Genomic DNA, 18,391 nt, shown 5'->3' with positions numbered 1-18,391 from the left:
AGGGTGCCCCCAAAGGCACCCTCTTTCTGCATACAGACTGTTTATAATGACAGTACAATTTTACCCAACAGAGGCCTGTCCCGCTTTGCGTCTTCCATTCTTTGATGAGCGCTCTTAACATCTTCAATCGGATACACACTGTCTATTACCGGCTTTACCTGTCCGGCTTCAATTAAGCCCGTAATATGATGAAGCTCGTCCCTGCTTTGCCTGGTAAAAACAAAATGATAGGTGGCATTTTTCTCCCAGGCGTGGATAAGGTTTTGCGGCAGGGCAATATCCACCAGCGTTACAATGCTGCCATAGCTGGCCAGGGCATGTGGACCGTTTGAGAGCGTGTGGCCTCCTACTGTATCGATTATCACGTCCACTCCTTTTCCTTTGGTATAAGCCTGTATCTCTTCAATGTAGTTTTTTTTATGATGGTCGATGACCACGTCCGCTCCAAGCTGCAGCAGTTGCTCCTGTAAAATACCTTGCCCGGTCGTATACACAAATGCCCCCAGTGATTTGGCCACCTGTATGGCCAGCGTTCCAATGCCACCGGCACCGCCGGGAATGAGAATAGTATCCCCTTTTTTTAGTTTAGCCCGTACCACCAGCATTTCCCATACCGTTCCGCCGATAAGCGGAACAGCAGCAGCTTCTTCATAGCTAAGATTAGCCGGCATTCCCGACAACGAGGATTCATCTGTGAGATGATACTCAGCATAACTGCCGGGGCCACCAAAACGTGGGGAGTAATAGACTTTGTCCCCGGGCCGCCATGTTTTCACGGCTTTACCTACGGCTACCACGTCGCCTGCAATATCGTGACCGGTTATAATGGGCAAATCGAAGAGTGAGGCGTAATCCCCTCTCCTTACCTGGTAATCGAGCGGGTTGACCGAGGTAGCCCTTACCTTCACCAGCACCTGGGAATGATCTGTTATGGAAGGAGTGGTTATTTCCTTTAACTGCAGGACTTCCGGTCCCCCATAATTGTTGATTACAATTGCTTTCATAATTCGATATTTCGCTAAATTTCGAAATGTTTAAATAAAAAAATCAGAATGTCTTCTGGATTAATTTTTTCAGTGTGTCCATCGCTGCCTCATTACGTTTGTAGTATGTCCACTGGCCTACGCGGGTAGCTTCAATAAGTCCGCATTTTTGCAGTAAGCTCAGGTAGTCTGATGTTGTGGATGGAGACAAACCGGCCTTTTGGGTAATGTCGCTTACACAAACGCCCAGATTTTCATCGTAGTCCAGTAATTCTTCAGCAGGAAAGTGGAGACGAGGCTGCTTGAGCCAAATGAGTATGTTTACCCTTGTTTCATTACTGAGCGCCTTTAAAACCAACATTAATTCCATGGCACAAACATATCGGGATTTTCCGAAATCCCGAAATTTAAATTTCAAGGCCTTGATGATTGCCCTGTTTTATGGCGCTATCAATACTTCGGAGAGGTCTTTATTGTTGATCAGCGTATAGTCGGTGAGGGTATTCAGGAACAGGTACAGCTGGCGCTTTTGCTGGTCAGTCAGCGAAAGGCCTTTCCGTACCAGGGCGTCGGTGGTAACGGTGTCCTTTACGCCATGATCGTAGAAGTCGAATACCTGGAAGATATCGAAGTAGCGTCCGTCGTGCATATAGGGAGAGCTTTTCAGGATATTCCGCAGGGAGGGCACTTTAAACTTGAGATAATCCGCGGTATTTCCGGTGATCTTCATGCGGCCCACATCGTTGAGTGCGGGGAGGTAAGGCAGGCCGTTGCTGCGATAGCTGAGGTCCGTGAACAGCGGCTCTTTATGACAGGCCGCGCACTTCTGCTGGTACAGTGTATAACCGGCGGCTTCGTCGGGTGAAAAGGCTGCTCCCGGCACCTTGCGGACGATGCTGTCATACCGGGAGTTACCGGAAATCATAGTGCCAACAAACTGTGTAATGGCTTTGAACATCCGTTCACTGGTGACTTCCTCTGTACCGAAGGCGGCGCTGAATTGTTGCCGGTACTTCGGATCGCCCTGCATTTTTTTCAACAGCTCCTGCAGGTCCACGCCCATTTCCTTGTGATCGGTGAGCGGCGTCAGTGGTTGTATTTCCAGGTTGTTTACCCCGCCGTCCCACATAAACGCTTTCTGCCAGATCATGTTGAAAAGCACCGGCACCGAACGGGTGCCTTGTTGTCCGCCTACGCCGTGGCTCAGTGCGTGGTCAAAATGTCCGAAGGCGGCGAACTGCTGATGGCAAAATCCACAGGACACGGTGCTGTCTTTGGAGAGACGGTAATCGTAAAAAATAAAGCGTCCCAAGGCTACGCCCTGTTTGGTCAGCGGGTTGTTGGAGAAATTGTATACCGGCTCAGGGAACCCCGGTGGCAGGGACAGCGTCAGCGGGTCTGTCCGGAAACCACCTGTTCCGCCCTTATTTTCCTTTTTACAGGCATGGGCGAAGAGGAGCAGTGTCCCGAAGGCAGCAGCGATATATAACGCTTTATGACGCATGCGCGGTATCAGTTTTTAATAGAGAACATCTGTTGATAATTGTTGGCGATGTTAACTGCCGCAGCGCCCGGGCCCATGATAATCGCAGTCTTGGCGAAGCTGGCCTCGTTGGGCGTGAACCATTTATCTACACTGGCCACCATGCTAAAATGCGGTATGGCGGCCATGAACGGTATCACCCTGAAGCTTAACGGCAGTTGCACCGTTCGCAGTACGTTATAAGGCTCTTTGAATCCGCCCACATGCCACTCGAATCCCTGCATGGGCGTTGTTGCGGCATCGGAGGTGCCTTCCATTTTGGCCATGATGTAACCGCTGTTCCAGGTCCAGAACATACCGTTTTCCGGGGCTAAAGCACCGGACTGTACGCCGCTGTTATTACGGGCGCTGTCTACTCCTATCAGGAAACGGACCGCCGTAAAATTGCCCACCGGCACACTATCAAGCACCAGGCGTTTGGTGGAGTCCACCGCGTCATCTATCAGGAAGTAGGCCGATGCCAGCGGGACGGTTTTCCCGGCGTCATCCACCAGTGCGAAATTGCTGAGGTAATAACGGAATTTGGTGATAATGAACTTCTCTCCTAAAGGATTGGAATAAGTGCTGGTATTCCTGACCAGCGGGCTGCCATTCATTTCATGGGAGATGTCCAGCGACAACCGGGTATAGAATACCGGTGGCGGGTCAGAGGGTTTATCTTTTTTTGCGCATCCGCAGAGCCATAGGACAGGCAGGCATATCAGGACACAACGGAAGATATAGGAAGTAAAAATCCGCAAGATCATGGTATTCCTTTTTGTGATCAGGAAGATACGATGATTTTGCGGATTAAAGGATTAAAAAGGCCCTAGCTTCTCTTGTATCCCCGCCAGCCATAGTAGAACACTACTACGAAACAAAGCATTGGGATACCATAGGAAATGGCGGTAGAATACTTTTCTGTCACCACGCCCATCAGGTAAGGAACAGATGCCCCGCCCACGATAGACATCACGATAAAAGAAGCACCTTTTTTAGTATGTTTTCCCAGATCTTTTACTCCCAGAGCGAAGATGGTCGGGAACATGATAGACATGAAGAAAAATACTGCTATCAGCGCATATACGGAAGCTGCGCCGCTGCCTGTCATCACAAAGGCGCATAGCAGCACGTTGACAAACGCATAAATTGCCAGCAGTTTGTTGGGAGCGATTTTACGCATCAGAGCAGTGCCTACGAAACGGCCAGCCAGGAACAACACCATGCCAGCAGACAGCAGATAGGCCGCTTTTTCGTTGGACGTTCCCTGCCAGTATTCGGTGGCATAATTGATAAACAAAGCGCCTACGCCCACTTGTGCCGCCACATAAAAGAACTGCGCCACCACGCCGCCTACAAAATGTTTATGGGCAAACAGGGGCCTTTCATCTTTTAATACCGCTTCTCCTTCCGCCTCGGCCTCTTTGATTTCCGGCAGTTTGGTACGGTAGAAGAAACCAGCGATCATCAGCACAACTACGCCAATCACAATATAGGTAAGCTGTACGGTGGTCAGATCATCTTTTCCGCTGCCAAAAAAGAGCGCGCCGCCGATCACCGGGCCCAGGAAGGAACCCAGCCCATTGAAACACTGCGACAGGTTCAATCGCTGCTCGGAAGATTCTTTTGGTCCCAGTACAGTCACATATGGATTAGCAGCCGTTTCCAGGCAGGCCAGCCCGCAAGCAAGAATAAACAGTGACAGCAGGAAGAAATCAAAATTAAGTGCACGGGCTGACGGATAGAAAAGGAAGGCGCCCGCTGCATACAGCAGCAGTCCCATAATAATGCCTTTCTTATAGCCAAACCTGTTCATGAACATGCCGGCCGGTAAAGCCATGATAAAGTAAGCGCCGAAGTAAGCGCCCTGTAACAGCGTAGAGCGTTTAGGCGTAATGTTCAGCACTTCCTGGAAGTGTTTGTTCAGCACGTCCAGCAGGCCGTATGCGAGGCCCCATAAAAAGAAAAGACTGGTCACCAGTATAAACGGGAAAAGGTAGTTGCCAGCCTGTTTCCCGCTCGAGGGGCTGCTGGTATAGGTGGAATTACTTACTGCGCCTCCGGCCATAACGAAGAGTTTTGTTTTCAGGTAAAAGTGTAATGTATCAGTTTAGTCGGCAAATGCTCAGCTGATGGACCTGTCGAGGTGTGTATAACCTCCGTCTACGAATAATATCTGTCCGGTTGTATGTGATGAACGGGGAGACAGCAGGAACACGGTGGTGTTGGCGATCTCTTCGGAGGTGGTCATTCTGTGCTCAAAAGGAATTTTGGCGGTGATGGAAGCCAGTTTTTCCTTTGGATTGGGCAAAGAATTGATCCAGGTTTCGTACAGCGGTGTCCATACTTCGGCCGGGATGACCGTATTGACACGCACAGAATATGGCAGCAGCTCTACTGCCCATTCACGGGTAAGCGCATTGATGGCGCCTTTGGAAGCTGCATAACCGGAGGTGTTGCCCTGACCGGTAGTAGCTACTTTGGAGCCGATATTCACAATATTGCCTTTGGTGGTTTTGAGGTATGGCAGCGCAAAATGGGCCAGGTTGTAGTAGTGGGACAGGTTGTTCTGCAGCGATTGCATAAAACGTTCCGGACTACCGCTTTCCAGTCCTACACCGTCATTAGCGCCGGCGTTGTTCACCAGGCCGTCAATTTTCCCGTATTTTTCTATGGTTTCAGCGATCACTTTGCGGCAGTCGTCCACGTTAGACAGCTCGGCCCGGATACCATAAGCCTGACCACCCGCCCCGATGATCTCGTTGACGGTTTTGCTGTTATCTGCTTCATTTCTGCCGGCAATTACGACAATGCCTCCTTCAGCTGCTACCAGTTTTGCAATACCTTCTCCAATACCTTTGGCACCGCCGGTAACAATAATCACTTTTCCCTGTAATCCTAAATCCATATGCGTGGTGTTGTACTTGTTTTTTATAGATGATAAAATGAGATGGCGTTGCCTCCCATTATGTTGTTTTGTTCTGCTGTTGACAGTTTGCCAATGTAGCTGACAATGATGTTTTTCACCTGGGCGTATTCCGCTGCCAGCAGGCAAACGGGCCAGTCGGAGCCAAACATGAGCCGGTTGGGACCGAAGCATTCCAGCACCACGTCGAGGAACGGTTCGAAGTGTTCCTGTTGCCAGTGCTGCCAGTCGGCCTCAGTTACCAGTCCGCTGAGCTTACAGTATACATTGGGCGCCTTGGCGATGCGACGCATATAGGCGGCCCATTCGTCCAGCGCGCCGGTTTTGAAATCCGGCTTCGCCACGTGATCGATCACGAAGCGGTGGTCCGGGAATTTTTCCACGAAAGCAGCTGTGGCGGCTAACTGTTTCGGATATACGAGTATGTCGTAGGTGAAACCGAATTCAGCCAACGCGGCGATGCCGTTGCAGAAAGCCTCTCCAAGCAGGAAATTGCTATCAGGCTCTCCCTGCACAATATGCCGGAAACCTTTCAGTTTGGGATGGGCGGTATAAGCGGCCAGCCGTTCCCGTACATCCGGACTGCGCAGGTCTGTCCAGCCTACCACACCTTTGATGAACGGATGTTTATCTGCCAGGTCCAGCAGGAAAGCGGTTTCGTTTTCCGACTGGTCGGCCTGGACTGCCACACAGCCGTGTACACCATTGGAAGCCAGTATCGGTTCCAGGTGTTCCGGGAAAAAGTCCCTCCGAATGACCTGCATGGAATCGTCTATCCAGGCGTCGCGGACGGGATCATACTGCCAGAAATGCTGATGTGCGTCAATAACCATTTGATTATTTAGATATTTTGTTACTTGGTTATTTATTGAGCTGTTTAGTTATTCAGGAACCTGATCATTCAGGAAAATCCAAATGATCAAATTCCTGAATAACAAAATATTACAGTGAGAAAATCTTATCCATGATGATCCATTTCTCTCCGGGCTTCGCTACCGGCAATGCCTGCTGGTATTTCCACATGAGCTGTTCCCATTCCTGTACTTTAGGATTGGCAGCGTCCATGGCGCCTTTGGTGTCAAAAGAGAAAGTATCGTTCACTTCCATGATCATAAACAAGCGGTTGCCGGCACGGTATATTTCCATGTTTTGGATGCCGCTGTCGGTAATGCTTTTTTTGATTTCCGGCCATACGTTGCGGTGATAGTCTTCATATTCGGCTATCAGCTGCGGTTCGTTGACCAGGTCCAGTGCCAGGCAATAACGTTTCATATGCGGTTATTTATAGGCCACTACTGATTGTTTGGAAGTGCCCAGGCCATCGATGCCCAGTTCCACTACGTCACCTGGTTTCAGGTAAACCTGCGGGTTCATGCCGAGACCTACGCCTGCCGGTGTACCGGTGGAGATCACATCGCCGGGGAGCAGTGTCATGAACTGGCTCAGGTAAGACACTACGTACGCTACATTAAAGATGAAGTTGGAAGTGTTGCCGTCCTGCATTTTCTGGCCGTTAACGGTAAGCCATAAACGCAGACTGTTCACGTCTTTGATTTCATCTTTGGTAGCCAGCCAGGGGCCCATCGGAGCGAAGGTGTCGCAGCTTTTTCCTTTCACCCACTGACCGTTTCTTTCCAGCTGGAAGGCGCGCTCGCTATAGTCGTTGTGCAGGCAGTAGCCGGCCACATAGTCCATCGCGTCTTTTTCTTCCACATAGGAGGCTTTTTTACCGATTACCACGGCCAGCTCCACTTCCCAGTCGGTTTTTTCGCTGTTGCGCGGAATCACCAGGTCGTCGTTGGGGCCTACCAGTGCGGTAGTGCTTTTAAAGAACACGATTGGTTCTGTCGGGATCGGCGCATTGGTCTCGCGGGCGTGGTCAGCGTAGTTCAGACCGATGCACACGATTTTGGAAGGCCGTTGGAACGGCGCGCCCAAACGGGTGCCGGCAGGCACCTGCGGACAGGAAGCGCTGTTTTGTTCCCACCATTGGGACAGGCGTTCGAGGCCGTTGGAAGCCAGGAACTGCTCGCCAAAATCTTCACCAAAAGCGCTGACGTCAAACATGCCTGCTGCTGTAACAATGCCCGGCTTTTCTTGTCCCGGTAAACCAAACCTGATCAGTTTCATTTCAATATTTTTTATTGTTATCCTTTAGTCTTTTTTGATTTCTTTCAGTGTTTTTACCTGTAAGTGGCCGTTTTCCACTTTCAGGTCGATGAATGGTTCCGCTTTGCCGTCTTTTACCAGTGAGAAGTACACATGGTCAGCATCTGATGTTTGCTGGATGGTAGGCTGGTAGCCTGCAGGGATGCCGATGTACATGCTTTTGCGTACGCCGCCGAATTCCACGTACAGCTCTACGCTGTCGGGTGTGTTGTCCGGTCTGATTTCTACAATGAAGTCGGCGATGATCATGCCTGACTGCATATTTTTGCTGTACTTTTTACTCAGTTCAGCGGAAGCAGACACTTTACCCAGGCCCATGGTGTTTTCCATGTATTCCCAGATACGTTTCGGCGGGGCAGTGGCCCACAGTATCTTCAGGTCTCCTTTATCATCCTGGCTGGCATGGTAATACCTTACCGCATGATTAGGCTTCAGTACGCCGATGTAGGCGCTGTTGGGCTCGTCCCACAGGACTTTAAACAGTTCCGCATCGGGCGCGTCTTTCAGGACGGCCTGTTCAAATGATTTTTCTTTTTTCAGATCTTTTATCTGAAACTTAATGGTGATCTGCTGGGTGTCTTTATCCTTGCCGGTAATAGCCACTTCCACTGAACCTGCCGGAGTAGCAGGCACCAGTGCGGCAGCCGTATCGGTGCCGTTGTTCTTTTTTCCGGTCCCCGAATTACAGGCGGTAAAGGCCAATACTGCCAGCCCTGCCAGCCATACACGAAAATGTTGCATAATCGTTATTAATGATTGATGAATGAATAGATTGAAAGATAATAACCTTCAGCAATATTCATCACATTCAATCTATTAATTATTTAACCTGATAAAACCGCCGTCAATCGGGTAGTCGCATCCGGTAATGAAACCAGCCTCGTCGGAGCAGAGGTAGAGGGCCAGGTGCCCTACTTCCACCGGCTTGGCCATACGGCCTATAGGCTGGGTTTTGCTCAGTTTCTCAAACATTTCGGCTTCTTTGCCGGGATAGTTTTTAGCGATGAAGCCATCCACGAATGGCGTGTGTACCCTTGCCGGAGAGATACAGTTGCAACGGATATTGCTCCCGAGGTAATCTTTGGCAGCAGACAGTGTCATGGTGAGTACCGCGCCTTTGCTCATGGAATAGGCGAACCTGTCCGGAATGCCCACGCTGGAAGCTATGGAGGCGATATTAAGGATCACGCCGCCGCCCTGTGCTTTCATTTGTTTAATAACTGCGTACATACAGTTATAGGTGCCTTTCACATTTACCTGGTATACGCGGTCGAAATCCGTTTCGGCGGTATTTTCCAGATTGCCCACATGCGCAATGCCGGCACAGTTTACCAGGATGTCCAGTTTACCGGCCTGCTGCACAATGCTGTCCATCACGTTGATCACCGCTGCCTGGTCGGCCACGTTGCAGGCATGTACTTCCGCCTGTCCGCCTGCCGCCCTGATTTCTTCTGCCGTGCTCCGGCCCCCTTCTTCATTCAGCTCGATAATATGCACCCTTGCACCCTGGGCGCCAAAGCTTTTTGCGATCGCCTGTCCTATGCCGCTACCACCACCGGTGATAACCGCCACTTTGTGATCTAATCTGAACAGCTCCATATTAAAAAATTTAAGGGTTCTAAAATACCTATTTTACCAAGCGATTTACAATTGTATTTTCACTGTATTTCATACTTTCTTGCCTAATTTTCGCAAAATTCAATAATTTCCGGAGCAAATGAACGACTTTTTATTATTTAAGCCCATGAGAAAACTGATGTTGACAGCCCTGTTAGGGAGCCTTTTACAATATGCCGGCGCACAGCAGATCAAACCCAATAAATACGGCCTGCTGATAGTAGGCAGCACTGAACAGTATGCCCAACTGGTAAAAAAGGACAGCAGTCAGCAGCTGGTGGACCTGGAGACGTTCATCCCCCATATCCGCAAAGATGTGCGGTATGCCACCACCAATAACTTCACCCATCAGCGATTATATACCCACACAAAGATCTTCCTGCGCCGGCCTGCGGCCGAGAAGCTGAAAGCCGTACAGTCAGCGCTGAACAAAAAAGGATATACCCTCCTGATATACGATGCCTACCGCCCCTACCGGGTTACCGAGGAGATGTTTAAAATTGTGCCCAACGACCTCTATGCCGCCGATCCGCGCAAGGGGTCAGGACATAACCGCGGCGTAGCGATAGACCTGTCCATGGCCGACCTTAAAACAGGGAAGCCCGTGGCCATGCCTACGGACTTCGATGATTTCACTCAAAAAGCGCATGAGAACTACGTCCCCTCCGATCCAACAGTAACGGCTAACCGCAAACTGCTGCGCGACACCATGAAACAACACGGTTTTAAAGGCTCCCGCACGGAATGGTGGCATTATTATCTCCCGGACTATAAAAAATATCCGCTGATGGATATTTTGTTTTAAGATATGTACAGCAAGAAAAAAGGAGTTGCGGTAACTGACCCGCAACTCCTTTTTTATGTCCGATATCTTTCTAGTGTATCACAACGGTATCAATAGCGCCATTGTATGGTCCCCATTTGTAGTAGTGGGTGCCGGGGCCCGGCGTTTTAACGGCAAATGGCAGTTCTGTTCTTTGAAGCGTGTCTGTACAATCGCATGACTCGAAGAAACTTTTGATGTACACCACATGAACACCGGCGGAATCAAATTCTTTAAACCCGGAAAAACGCTCACAACGGGAGGTATAATAGCTCAGGTTAAACCGGATACTGTCAGCGGTCCCTTCTACGCGGGAAGCTTTTATCGGAGGATAGTTCTCCGATGTGCAGGTGGTTTTGTGACACGCAGCCGCAGCAAGGCATACAATGCCCAACAAGACATGGTTAAATTTCATACTGTGTAGTTTAAATGACTCTAGTTGATTTGTGTGAACGCAGTCAACAAAAACCATGCTACACAAAAAAAACGGAGTTGCCGGTTGTTCACCGCAACTCCGTTATACGTTCTGTTGGCAATAGTTAGTATATCTTATTAAGCGCGTCTACATAGGCATGCACAGAGGCATTCACGATATCGGTAGAGTAACCGAAACCGTAGAAGGACTGGCCGTTGTGTTTCACACGCATATTTACTTTACTTACATCTTCGCTGCCGCCATGCATGGCCTGGATGCTGAATTCATCCAGTTCGATATCATCTTTAATGATGGCGTGGATAGCGTTGATAGTGGCGTTTACCGGGCCATTACCGGCAGCACTGGCTTCGCGGTCTTCCCCGTTGATGCGCAGTTTCACGGTAGCCATCGGGCGCAGCGGATCACCGCATACTACTTGTAACAGGGTCACTTTAATGGCTTTGTCGCCATAGTTTTTGCTGTCGCCATCGCCCATCAGCTGCAGCAGGTCGGCGTCGTTGATTTCCTTTTTGTTGTCGGCCATTTCGAGGAAACGTTGGTACACTTCGTCGAGGTTGATTTTATCCATTTTGTAGCCGAGGCGCTCGAGGTGATGCTTGAGGGCATGGCGGCCGCTGCGAGCGGTGAGGATAATGGCGTTGGAGTTGATGCCCACGTCTTCCGGGTTGAGGATTTCGTAGTTCTCGCGGTGTTTCAGCACACCATCCTGGTGGATACCGGAGCTGTGCGCGAAAGCGTTGCGGCCTACGATAGCCTTGTTGGCCTGTACCGGCATACGCATCATTTTCTCTACCAGCGTGCTGATTTCGTAAATGCCTTTAGAGTTGATATTGGTATGATAACCCAGTCCGTGGTGTGTTTTCAGGATCATGGCCACTTCTTCGAGGGAAGTGTTACCGGCGCGTTCACCGATACCGTTGATCGTACATTCCACCTGGCGGGCACCGTTCATAACACCGGCGATGGTGTTGGCAGTGGCCAGACCGAGGTCGTTGTGGCAGTGAACGGAGATAATGGCTTTATCAATATTGGAGACGTGTTCTGTCAGGTATTTGATTTTAGCGCCATACTGGTCGGGCAGGCAGTAGCCGTTGGTGTCGGGGATGTTGACGGTGGTGGCACCGGCAGCGATCACCGCTTCGATCATCTGTGCGAGAAATGCGTTATCTGCGCGACCGGCATCTTCCGCAAAAAACTCTACATCGTCAGTGAATTTGCGGGCGTATTTTACGGCGGCCACCGCGCGTTCCACGATCTGTTCGCGGGTGCTGTTGAATTTATGTTTGATATGGATATCCGAAGAACCGATACCGGTATGGATACGCTTGCGTTTAGCGAAACGGAGGGCTTCCGCAGCAGCATCTATATCGGTGGTATTGGCACGGGTGAGGGCGCAGATAACAGGCTCTGTTACTGCTTTGGATATTTCCACCACGCTCTGGAAATCACCGGGGCTGGAGATAGGGAAGCCGGCTTCAATGATATCTACACCTAGCGCTTCGAGTTTTTTAGCTACAATAATTTTTTCGACGGTAGTCAGCTGGCAACCAGGGACCTGTTCGCCATCACGCAGGGTGGTATCAAAGACGTATACACGATTTTTATCCATGATAGTGTAATATTTTCGATGAAGAAATTAGTTCAGGTTTTCCAGCACTTTGGCGCCCATGGCATCTGTGCCCATGATGAATTCGTTCTCGGTATGTTTGTTGGCGATGTCCATGGTCCTGTAGCCCTGGCGGAGCGTAGCTTCCACTGCTTTGATCACGCGTTGTGATTCGGTTTTGAGGCCGAAGGAAATGTCCAGCATAAGGGCGGCAGACAGGATGGACGCCAGCGGGTTGGCGATGCCTTTACCGGCGATATCATGTGCAGAACCGTGGATAGGCTCATAGAAACCTACGGTGTCTCCTACAGATGCAGAAGCCAGCATACCCATAGAACCGGCGATCTGGGAAGCCTCGTCTGTGAGGATATCACCGAAGAGGTTACCTGTTACCACCACGTCAAAACGTTTCGGGTCTTTGATCAGCTGCATGGCGGCGTTGTCAATGAACATATGTTCTGTTTCCACGTCGGGATATTCTTTTGCTACTTCCTGCATCACTTCTCTCCACAGGCGGCTGGCCTCGAGTACGTTGGCTTTGTCCACTGAGCAGAGTTTTTTGCGGCGGGAGCGGGCAGCCTCGTATGCTTTACGTGCGATGCGCTCCACTTCATAACGATGATAGATCATCAGATCGGAAGCGGTGTTGCGGTCTTCTGTTCTTTTCTTTTCGCCGAAGTACACGTCACCGGTGAGCTCGCGGAAGAAGAGGATATCTGAGCCGCGGAGAATTTCCGGTTTGATGCTGGAAGCTTCCAGCAGTTCATCAAACAGTTTGATAGGGCGTAGGTTAGCGTACAGGCCCAGTTCCTTGCGGATTTTCAACAGCCCCTGCTCTGGTCTTACCTTCAGTGTGGGATCGTTGTCATATTTGGCGTGGCCTATGGCGCCAAACAGGATAGCATCGCTGTTTTTAGCCTTCTGCAGCGTTTCTTCAGGCAGCGGGTCGCCGGTAGCTTCGATGGCCACGTGGCCCATGATACCTTCTTCAAACGTGAATTGGTGGTGATAGTTGGCAGCTATTGCAGTCAGTACTTTCTGTCCCCAGGTGGTTACCTCCTGGCCTATGCCGTCGCCGGGTATTACCAGTATTTTCTTCTCTACGCCCATACAGGATATTGCTTTTTTATGTTGTTGTTTTAGTGATTGTTAGAAATTAAATGCCCGTGTGCCTTCGTATTTTTCGATGTCCTGACGGAGGCTCAGGAGATAGTCGATATCATCGTAACCATTACGCAGACATGTTTTTTTGTAAGCATTGATATCGAAGCTTTCCTGTTCGCCGCTGGCCACGATACGGATAAACTGGTTTTCCAAATCTACTTCCAGCTCCGCTTTCGGATCTGCTTCGATGGCTTTGAACACCTTGTCGAGGAAGGTTTCGCTGACCTGTACCGGCAGGATGAAATTATTGAGCGCATTGTTCTTGAAGATATCCGCGAAGAAGCTGCTCACCACCACTTTAAAACCGTAGTCGCCGATGGCCCATGCCGCGTGCTCACGGGAGGAGCCGCAGCCGAAGTTCTTACCGGCTACCAGGATTTTACCACTGTACAGGGGATTGTTGAGCACAAAATCAGCTTTAGGCTGATTGTTGGCATCGAAACGCCAGTCACGGAACAGGTTTTCACCAAAACCTTCGCGGGTGGTAGCTTTCAGGAAGCGGGCCGGGATGATCTGGTCTGTATCAATATTTTCAATGGGTACAGGTACCGCAGATGAAACAAGATGTTGAAATATTTTGCTCATAGTAATAATGTCATTTAGATTTTTGTAGCGGCTACGCGCAGTCTCACATAATCTGCATAGAGCTGTCCGTCGCGGGTCACCTGCGGGCCCAGCTCCTGCTGCACCTGTTGCAGGATAGCCTGTTTATCATTTTCCGGGACGCCGGCAAAGAAGTGATTGCCGAACATCTCGAGCCAGTCGATGATGCCTTTTTCAGGATCGGCCAGTTTGGTGGGACGGTCAAAGAAATGGACCCTTTCCACGCGGAAGCCGGCGTTTTCCAGCAGGGTAGCGTATTCGCCGGGAGAAGGAAAATACCAGAAAGGCGCGTAGTGGTAGCCTTTGGCCTGCATCACCCTGTCGAGTGTGCGCAGGATGCTGTCCACATTTCCTTTGCCTCCCATTTCGATGACCAGGCGGCCACCTTTCTTCAGATGCGTGTACATCCGGTTGATGGCCTTTTCTTTTTCCCGTACCCAGTGCAGGGTGGCGTTGGAGAAAACAGCATCAAACTGTTGCGGCAGCGAGAAATTGGTAGCGTCGCCCACTTCAAAGGCCACTTCCGGGAATGACTGCCTTGCGGTGGCAATCATTTCGGGCGAAGCATCGATACCGGTGACCAGGGCGCCGGTGGCCCCCAGTTGAGCGGTGAGTTCTCCGGTACCGCAGCCCAGGTCAAGGACAGTTTCCCCGGCCTGTGGTTGCAACCAGTCACCGATCAGGCTGTTGCCATATTCAAACACGAAGGCGTGTTTTGTTTTATATAAGTCGGCGTCCCAAATCATATTGTTTAGCAATTTTGATAGTTAGAAATTGTCTCTGACGTCTGTCACGCGGCCTGTGAGAGCAGCAGCGGCAGCGGTAAGCGGGCTGGCCAGGAAGGTGCGGGCGTTAGGGCCCTGGCGACCTTCGAAGTTGCGGTTGGACGTAGAGATGCAATACATGCCGGCAGGCACTTTGTCTTCGTTCATGGCGAGGCAGGCGGAGCATCCCGGTTCACGGAGCTGGAAACCAGCTGCTGCAAACACTTTGTCGATACCTTCTTCTTTGGCCTGTGCCTCCACCTGTTTAGAGCCGGGCACGATCCATACCACCACATCATCGGCTTTGCGTTTGCCTTTCACATAGTCGGCCACCAAACGGAGGTCTTCGATACGGGAGTTGGTGCAGCTACCGATAAACACATAGTCTATTTTTTTGCCGAGCAGCGCGCTGCCTGGTTCCAGGTCCATGTATTCTAGTGATTTTTTGAAAGAAGGTCTTTCTTTTTCTTCCACCTGGTCCAGTGCCGGGATATGCTGGGTAACGCCCATGCCCATGCCGGGGTTGGTGCCGTAGGTGATCTGAGGTTCGATGTCTGCAGCGTCGAAGGTGAGCACTTTATCGAACTGGGCGTCGTTATCGGAATAGAGTGTTTTCCAGTAAGCGAGCGCTTTGTCCCAGTCGGCGCCCTGTGGCGCGAACTGACGTCCTTTGATATAGTCGAACGTAATATCATCCGGAGCGATGAGGCCGCCGCGGGCGCCCATTTCGATGCTCATGTTACAGATGGTCATACGGGCTTCCATGCTGAGGTTGCGGATAGCGTCGCCGGCATATTCCACGAAGTAGCCGGTAGCGCCGGAAGCGGATATTTTAGAGATGATGTAGAGGATGATGTCTTTAGACAGCACGCCTTTTTTCAAGGAGCCGTTCACCTCTATTTTCATGCGTTTAGGCTTGTATTGCAGGATACACTGGGTGGCCAGTACCTGTTCCACTTCGGAGGTGCCGATACCGAAAGCTACGGCGCCAAAGGCACCGTGGGTGCTGGTATGGCTGTCGCCACACACGATGGTCATGCCTGGCAGGGTGATGCCCAGCTCCGGACCGATCACGTGTACAATACCCTGATAGGGATGGCCGAGACCATACAGCTCCACCCCGAATTCCGCTGTGTTTTTGGTGAGCATCTCCACCTGGTGGCGGCTCAGGGCCTCCTTGATCGGCAGGTGCTGGTCCAGCGTAGGTACGTTGTGGTCTGCGGTGGCCCTGGTCTTCTGTGGGCGGAATACCGGGATGCCACGTTTGCGAAGGCCGTCGAATGCCTGCGGGCTCGTTACTTCATGGATAAAGTGAGTATTGATATACACAGCGTCCGGATGTTCCGGCTTACTCATCACGATATGGCTGTCCCAGATCTTATCAAATAACGTTTTTCCCATCCTTAATGCTTTCCTTTTAAATTGTTTATACCTTCAAATCTAATGGGCAATATTTAATTGCCATATCGCTAAATTTGCTATAATTACAACTTTTAAAATAGGTTGATATACATCAAATGATTGCATATCAATTACTTATAAGAATTTATTAACGATGCCCAACAGCCAAAGTGATGCTTTATTCATATTAATAAAAACGCTAACTAAAGCCGAAAAGCGGAATTTTCAGTTGGCATTTAATAAGAATAATACCAAAGACGACGTATTGTTCATTCAATTGTTCAATACGCTGGACAAAATGAAGGACTACGACGAGGAGCAGATACTGAAGAAAGTGCCGGACCTGAAAAAACAGCAGTTGTCCAACGTAAAGGCACACCTGTACAAACATCTCCTTTCGAGCCTGCGGCAGCTGTATAAACAGAAAGACCCGCTGATAGACCTGCGGGAACAGCTGGACCATGCCCGGGTGCTGTATAATAAAGGACTGTACAACCAGAGCCTTAAAGTGCTGGCCAAAGCCAAAACGATGGCCCTGGAGCAGGAAGAGGTGATGATGAGCTACGAAATTGTGGAGTTTGAAAAGCTGATTGAATCACGGCATATCACCCGCAGCCTCGAGAACCGGGCAGAAGCCCTCAGTTCCGAATCCCGGCAGATAGAGCATCAGCTCACTCATATCAGCCGGCTGAGCACCCTCTCCCTCCGCATGTACGGCCTGTACCTGAAGCTGGGCCATGCCCGCAACGAGCGGGACGCCGACATGGTGAAATCATTTTTTGAAGGCCAGCTGCCACAGCGCGACGCTTCGCAGATGAGCTTCTATGAAAAAATATACCTGTACCAGGCATCCTGCTGGTACTATTATATCTTACAGGACTTTGTGATGTACTACCGGTACACCCAGAAATGGGTAGACTTGTTCAAACAATACCCCAGGCTGCAACAAACCGATATGGACCTGTACATCAAGGCACAGCACAACCTGCTGACCGCCCATTTTTATACGTCCAATTTCGAGAAATTCAAATCAGCCTTGTGCGACCTGGAAACATTCATCCGGGCCAATGAAGAAAGTTTCCACGAAAACACGCGCACTTCGGCGTTCGTATACCTGTACACCGCCAAGATCAACCGCTATTTCCTGGAAGGCACATTCAGCCAGGGTTTGGCCATGGTGCCCGAGCTGGAGTCTGAAATCAGCAACCACACCCTAAAGATAGACCAGCACCGGGTGCTGGTGTTTTATTACAAAATCGCCTGCCTCTATTTCGGTAGCGGCGATAACAGCAAAGCGATTTTTTATCTCAACAAAATCATCAACCTGAAGATCGGCAACCTGCGCGCCGATATTCAGTGTTTTGCCCGTATACTGCATCTCATTGCACACTACGAACTGGAAAATTACAGTCTGGTGGAATATCTCATCAAATCCGTTTACCACTTCATCTCCAAACACAAAGACCTTGGACTGGTGATGGAAGCGATCATGAAGTTCCTCCGCCGTTATATTTACGCCAACCCCAAAGAGCTGCGCAGCGCCTTTGTGGACCTGAAAGACAGGCTGGAACAGATCTCCGAAGACCCTTACGAACGCCGGTCCTTCCTCTACCTGGACATTATCTCGTGGCTCGAAAGCAAGATCGAGAACATCCCTGTGCAGGAAGTCATTCACCGGAAATTCATCAATAAAGAAAGAAGAATTTAATCATTTAAAGCAGTACCATGTCTGTCGAAAAAAAGTATCATTTTATTGCCTTCTGTGGCAGTCTCAGAAAAGGGTCCTACAACGAGATGGCTCTCAAAGCCATGCAAATGCTGGCACCGTCGCACATCACCATTGAGCAGGTGTTTTATGACCACATCCCTATGTATAACGCCGACGTACATACGGAACTGCTGGAACAGGTAGTGCCGCTGGCAGAGAAAATACAAGCCTCTGACGGCGTTATTTTTGTTTCACCGGAATATAACTACTCCGTTCCCGGTGGCCTGAAAAACGTAATAGACGTGCTCTCCAGGCATCCTGACAAACCTTTCAACGAAAAAGCCGTGGCTATCCTGGGCGCCAGCCAGGGCAACGTAGGCACCGCCCGTATGCAGTACCATCTGCGGCAGGTAATGGTGTTCCTCAACGCCCATGTGGTGAACAAACCGGAAATCATGATTGCCAATGCGCAGCATAAGTTCGACGAATCAGGCAACCTGACAGATGAATTTATCCGCAAACAATTACCACTGATGCTGGAATCGCTGGCAACACTGAGTGATCGTTTTCCCCGCGGCGCCCAGGGCTGAAGCCCTGGGCCACAATTAGGTGAATGCCTAATTGCCGTATAAAGATCATAGTCCTTAATGCTGGCAAGTGCGCCTAAAA

The 18,391-nt window shown here is 50.2% G+C and carries 20 protein-coding genes; 3 read left to right on the top strand and 17 right to left on the bottom strand.

The features are described 5' to 3' along the window. Positions 1-41: 41 nt before the first annotated feature. The 11 genes from ACTJJS_RS01510 to ACTJJS_RS01460 all read right to left on the bottom strand — a co-directional run bounded on the left by ACTJJS_RS01510 (position 42) and on the right by ACTJJS_RS01460 (position 9,199). Positions 42-1,004, bottom strand: a complete 963-nt coding sequence (locus ACTJJS_RS01510) for a zinc-binding dehydrogenase (protein WP_440662134.1) — start codon at positions 1,002-1,004, stop codon at positions 42-44. Positions 1,005-1,047: 43 nt separating this feature from the next. Beyond that, a complete protein-coding gene (locus tag ACTJJS_RS01505; protein WP_343745204.1) occupies positions 1,048-1,353 on the bottom strand; it encodes an ArsR/SmtB family transcription factor in 306 nt (101 codons plus the stop codon). 69 nt (positions 1,354-1,422) lie between these two features. Further along, positions 1,423-2,487, bottom strand: a complete 1,065-nt coding sequence (locus tag ACTJJS_RS01500) for a cytochrome-c peroxidase (protein ID WP_440662133.1) — start codon at positions 2,485-2,487, stop codon at positions 1,423-1,425. Positions 2,488-2,495: 8 nt separating this feature from the next. Beyond that, entirely contained in the window at positions 2,496-3,272 is a 777-nt protein-coding gene (locus ACTJJS_RS01495; protein ID WP_168869635.1) for an MbnP family protein, read from the bottom strand. 62 nt (positions 3,273-3,334) lie between these two features. Continuing rightward, positions 3,335-4,573, bottom strand: a complete 1,239-nt coding sequence (locus ACTJJS_RS01490) for a sugar MFS transporter (protein ID WP_168869636.1) — start codon at positions 4,571-4,573, stop codon at positions 3,335-3,337. A 57-nt stretch (positions 4,574-4,630) separates the two neighbouring features. Continuing rightward, the gene (locus ACTJJS_RS01485; protein WP_168869637.1) at positions 4,631-5,413 is read right to left on the bottom strand and encodes an SDR family oxidoreductase; all 783 of its coding nucleotides are present in this window, start codon (positions 5,411-5,413) and stop codon (positions 4,631-4,633) included. Positions 5,414-5,436: 23 nt separating this feature from the next. Continuing rightward, a complete protein-coding gene (locus ACTJJS_RS01480; protein ID WP_440662132.1) occupies positions 5,437-6,264 on the bottom strand; it encodes an amidohydrolase family protein in 828 nt (275 codons plus the stop codon). A 109-nt stretch (positions 6,265-6,373) separates the two neighbouring features. Beyond that, positions 6,374-6,703 (bottom strand): L-rhamnose mutarotase, encoded by a 330-nt coding sequence (locus tag ACTJJS_RS01475; RefSeq protein ID WP_168869639.1) that lies wholly within the window; start codon positions 6,701-6,703, stop codon positions 6,374-6,376. 6 nt (positions 6,704-6,709) lie between these two features. After that, the gene (locus ACTJJS_RS01470) at positions 6,710-7,561 is read right to left on the bottom strand and encodes a fumarylacetoacetate hydrolase family protein (protein ID WP_440662131.1); all 852 of its coding nucleotides are present in this window, start codon (positions 7,559-7,561) and stop codon (positions 6,710-6,712) included. Positions 7,562-7,585: 24 nt separating this feature from the next. Further along, a complete protein-coding gene (locus ACTJJS_RS01465) occupies positions 7,586-8,341 on the bottom strand; it encodes a hypothetical protein (RefSeq protein ID WP_440662130.1) in 756 nt (251 codons plus the stop codon). A gap of 75 nt (positions 8,342-8,416) precedes the next feature. Then, on the bottom strand, positions 8,417-9,199 hold the full coding sequence (locus ACTJJS_RS01460; RefSeq protein WP_247654827.1) for an SDR family NAD(P)-dependent oxidoreductase: 783 nt from the start codon (positions 9,197-9,199) through the stop codon (positions 8,417-8,419). 145 nt (positions 9,200-9,344) lie between these two features. Here ACTJJS_RS01460 and ACTJJS_RS01455 point away from each other — a divergent pair, with 145 nt between their 5' ends. Continuing rightward, positions 9,345-10,022, top strand: coding sequence for a M15 family metallopeptidase (locus ACTJJS_RS01455; protein WP_440662129.1), 678 nt, complete (start codon positions 9,345-9,347; stop codon positions 10,020-10,022). Between the two features lie 70 nt (positions 10,023-10,092). On the opposite strand, the gene ACTJJS_RS01450 is transcribed toward ACTJJS_RS01455, so the two are convergent. The 6 genes from ACTJJS_RS01450 to leuC all read right to left on the bottom strand — a co-directional run bounded on the left by ACTJJS_RS01450 (position 10,093) and on the right by leuC (position 16,014). After that, on the bottom strand, positions 10,093-10,455 hold the full coding sequence (locus ACTJJS_RS01450) for a hypothetical protein (protein ID WP_440662128.1): 363 nt from the start codon (positions 10,453-10,455) through the stop codon (positions 10,093-10,095). Between the two features lie 124 nt (positions 10,456-10,579). Continuing rightward, positions 10,580-12,085, bottom strand: a complete 1,506-nt coding sequence (locus ACTJJS_RS01445; RefSeq protein ID WP_343745209.1) for a 2-isopropylmalate synthase — start codon at positions 12,083-12,085, stop codon at positions 10,580-10,582. A gap of 27 nt (positions 12,086-12,112) precedes the next feature. After that, positions 12,113-13,192 carry a 3-isopropylmalate dehydrogenase gene (leuB, locus tag ACTJJS_RS01440; protein ID WP_168869645.1) on the bottom strand — a complete coding sequence of 360 codons (1,080 nt, stop codon included), beginning with the start codon at positions 13,190-13,192 and terminating at the stop codon, positions 12,113-12,115. Between the two features lie 39 nt (positions 13,193-13,231). Then, positions 13,232-13,831 carry a 3-isopropylmalate dehydratase small subunit gene (gene leuD, locus ACTJJS_RS01435; protein ID WP_343745211.1) on the bottom strand — a complete coding sequence of 200 codons (600 nt, stop codon included), beginning with the start codon at positions 13,829-13,831 and terminating at the stop codon, positions 13,232-13,234. A gap of 14 nt (positions 13,832-13,845) precedes the next feature. Next, positions 13,846-14,595, bottom strand: coding sequence for a class I SAM-dependent methyltransferase (locus tag ACTJJS_RS01430; protein ID WP_440662127.1), 750 nt, complete (start codon positions 14,593-14,595; stop codon positions 13,846-13,848). A 21-nt stretch (positions 14,596-14,616) separates the two neighbouring features. Further along, complete coding sequence (gene leuC / locus ACTJJS_RS01425) at positions 14,617-16,014, bottom strand: 3-isopropylmalate dehydratase large subunit (protein ID WP_168869648.1); 1,398 nt, start codon at positions 16,012-16,014, stop codon at positions 14,617-14,619. Positions 16,015-16,243: 229 nt separating this feature from the next. Here leuC and ACTJJS_RS01420 point away from each other — a divergent pair, with 229 nt between their 5' ends. Both ACTJJS_RS01420 and ACTJJS_RS01415 read left to right on the top strand, forming a co-directional pair. Beyond that, positions 16,244-17,722 carry a hypothetical protein gene (locus ACTJJS_RS01420; protein ID WP_247654828.1) on the top strand — a complete coding sequence of 493 codons (1,479 nt, stop codon included), beginning with the start codon at positions 16,244-16,246 and terminating at the stop codon, positions 17,720-17,722. 17 nt (positions 17,723-17,739) lie between these two features. After that, entirely contained in the window at positions 17,740-18,312 is a 573-nt protein-coding gene (locus tag ACTJJS_RS01415; RefSeq protein WP_343745213.1) for an NADPH-dependent FMN reductase, read from the top strand. Positions 18,313-18,391 lie beyond the last annotated feature (79 nt).

It is taken from the genome of Chitinophaga sp. 22308 (assembly GCF_052045305.1).
Taxonomy (GTDB): Bacteria; Bacteroidota; Bacteroidia; order Chitinophagales; family Chitinophagaceae; genus Chitinophaga; species Chitinophaga varians_A.
This window is presented reverse-complemented; position numbering and strand designations above follow the sequence as displayed.

Excerpts from the sequence above, each read along its gene's own strand:
- ACTJJS_RS01455 (WP_440662129.1), top strand. The coding sequence starts at position 9,345 with ATGAGAAAACTGATGTTGACAGCCCTGTTAGGGAGCCTTTTACAATAT.
- ACTJJS_RS01505 (WP_343745204.1), bottom strand. The coding sequence starts at position 1,353 with ATGGAATTAATGTTGGTTTTAAAGGCGCTCAGTAATGAAACAAGGGTA.
- ACTJJS_RS01495 (WP_168869635.1), bottom strand. The coding sequence starts at position 3,272 with ATGATCTTGCGGATTTTTACTTCCTATATCTTCCGTTGTGTCCTGATA.
- ACTJJS_RS01480 (WP_440662132.1), bottom strand. The coding sequence starts at position 6,264 with ATGGTTATTGACGCACATCAGCATTTCTGGCAGTATGATCCCGTCCGC.
- ACTJJS_RS01445 (WP_343745209.1), bottom strand. The coding sequence starts at position 12,085 with ATGGATAAAAATCGTGTATACGTCTTTGATACCACCCTGCGTGATGGC.
- ACTJJS_RS01510 (WP_440662134.1), bottom strand. The coding sequence starts at position 1,004 with ATGAAAGCAATTGTAATCAACAATTATGGGGGACCGGAAGTCCTGCAG.
- ACTJJS_RS01465 (WP_440662130.1), bottom strand. The coding sequence starts at position 8,341 with ATGCAACATTTTCGTGTATGGCTGGCAGGGCTGGCAGTATTGGCCTTT.
- ACTJJS_RS01470 (WP_440662131.1), bottom strand. The coding sequence starts at position 7,561 with ATGAAACTGATCAGGTTTGGTTTACCGGGACAAGAAAAGCCGGGCATT.
- ACTJJS_RS01450 (WP_440662128.1), bottom strand. The coding sequence starts at position 10,455 with ATGAAATTTAACCATGTCTTGTTGGGCATTGTATGCCTTGCTGCGGCT.
- ACTJJS_RS01475 (WP_168869639.1), bottom strand. The coding sequence starts at position 6,703 with ATGAAACGTTATTGCCTGGCACTGGACCTGGTCAACGAACCGCAGCTG.
- ACTJJS_RS01460 (WP_247654827.1), bottom strand. The coding sequence starts at position 9,199 with ATGGAGCTGTTCAGATTAGATCACAAAGTGGCGGTTATCACCGGTGGT.
- ACTJJS_RS01490 (WP_168869636.1), bottom strand. The coding sequence starts at position 4,573 with ATGGCCGGAGGCGCAGTAAGTAATTCCACCTATACCAGCAGCCCCTCG.
- ACTJJS_RS01485 (WP_168869637.1), bottom strand. The coding sequence starts at position 5,413 with ATGGATTTAGGATTACAGGGAAAAGTGATTATTGTTACCGGCGGTGCC.
- leuC (WP_168869648.1), bottom strand. The coding sequence starts at position 16,014 with ATGGGAAAAACGTTATTTGATAAGATCTGGGACAGCCATATCGTGATG.
- leuB (WP_168869645.1), bottom strand. The coding sequence starts at position 13,192 with ATGGGCGTAGAGAAGAAAATACTGGTAATACCCGGCGACGGCATAGGC.
- leuD (WP_343745211.1), bottom strand. The coding sequence starts at position 13,831 with ATGAGCAAAATATTTCAACATCTTGTTTCATCTGCGGTACCTGTACCC.
- ACTJJS_RS01415 (WP_343745213.1), top strand. The coding sequence starts at position 17,740 with ATGTCTGTCGAAAAAAAGTATCATTTTATTGCCTTCTGTGGCAGTCTC.
- ACTJJS_RS01500 (WP_440662133.1), bottom strand. The coding sequence starts at position 2,487 with ATGCGTCATAAAGCGTTATATATCGCTGCTGCCTTCGGGACACTGCTC.
- ACTJJS_RS01430 (WP_440662127.1), bottom strand. The coding sequence starts at position 14,595 with ATGATTTGGGACGCCGACTTATATAAAACAAAACACGCCTTCGTGTTT.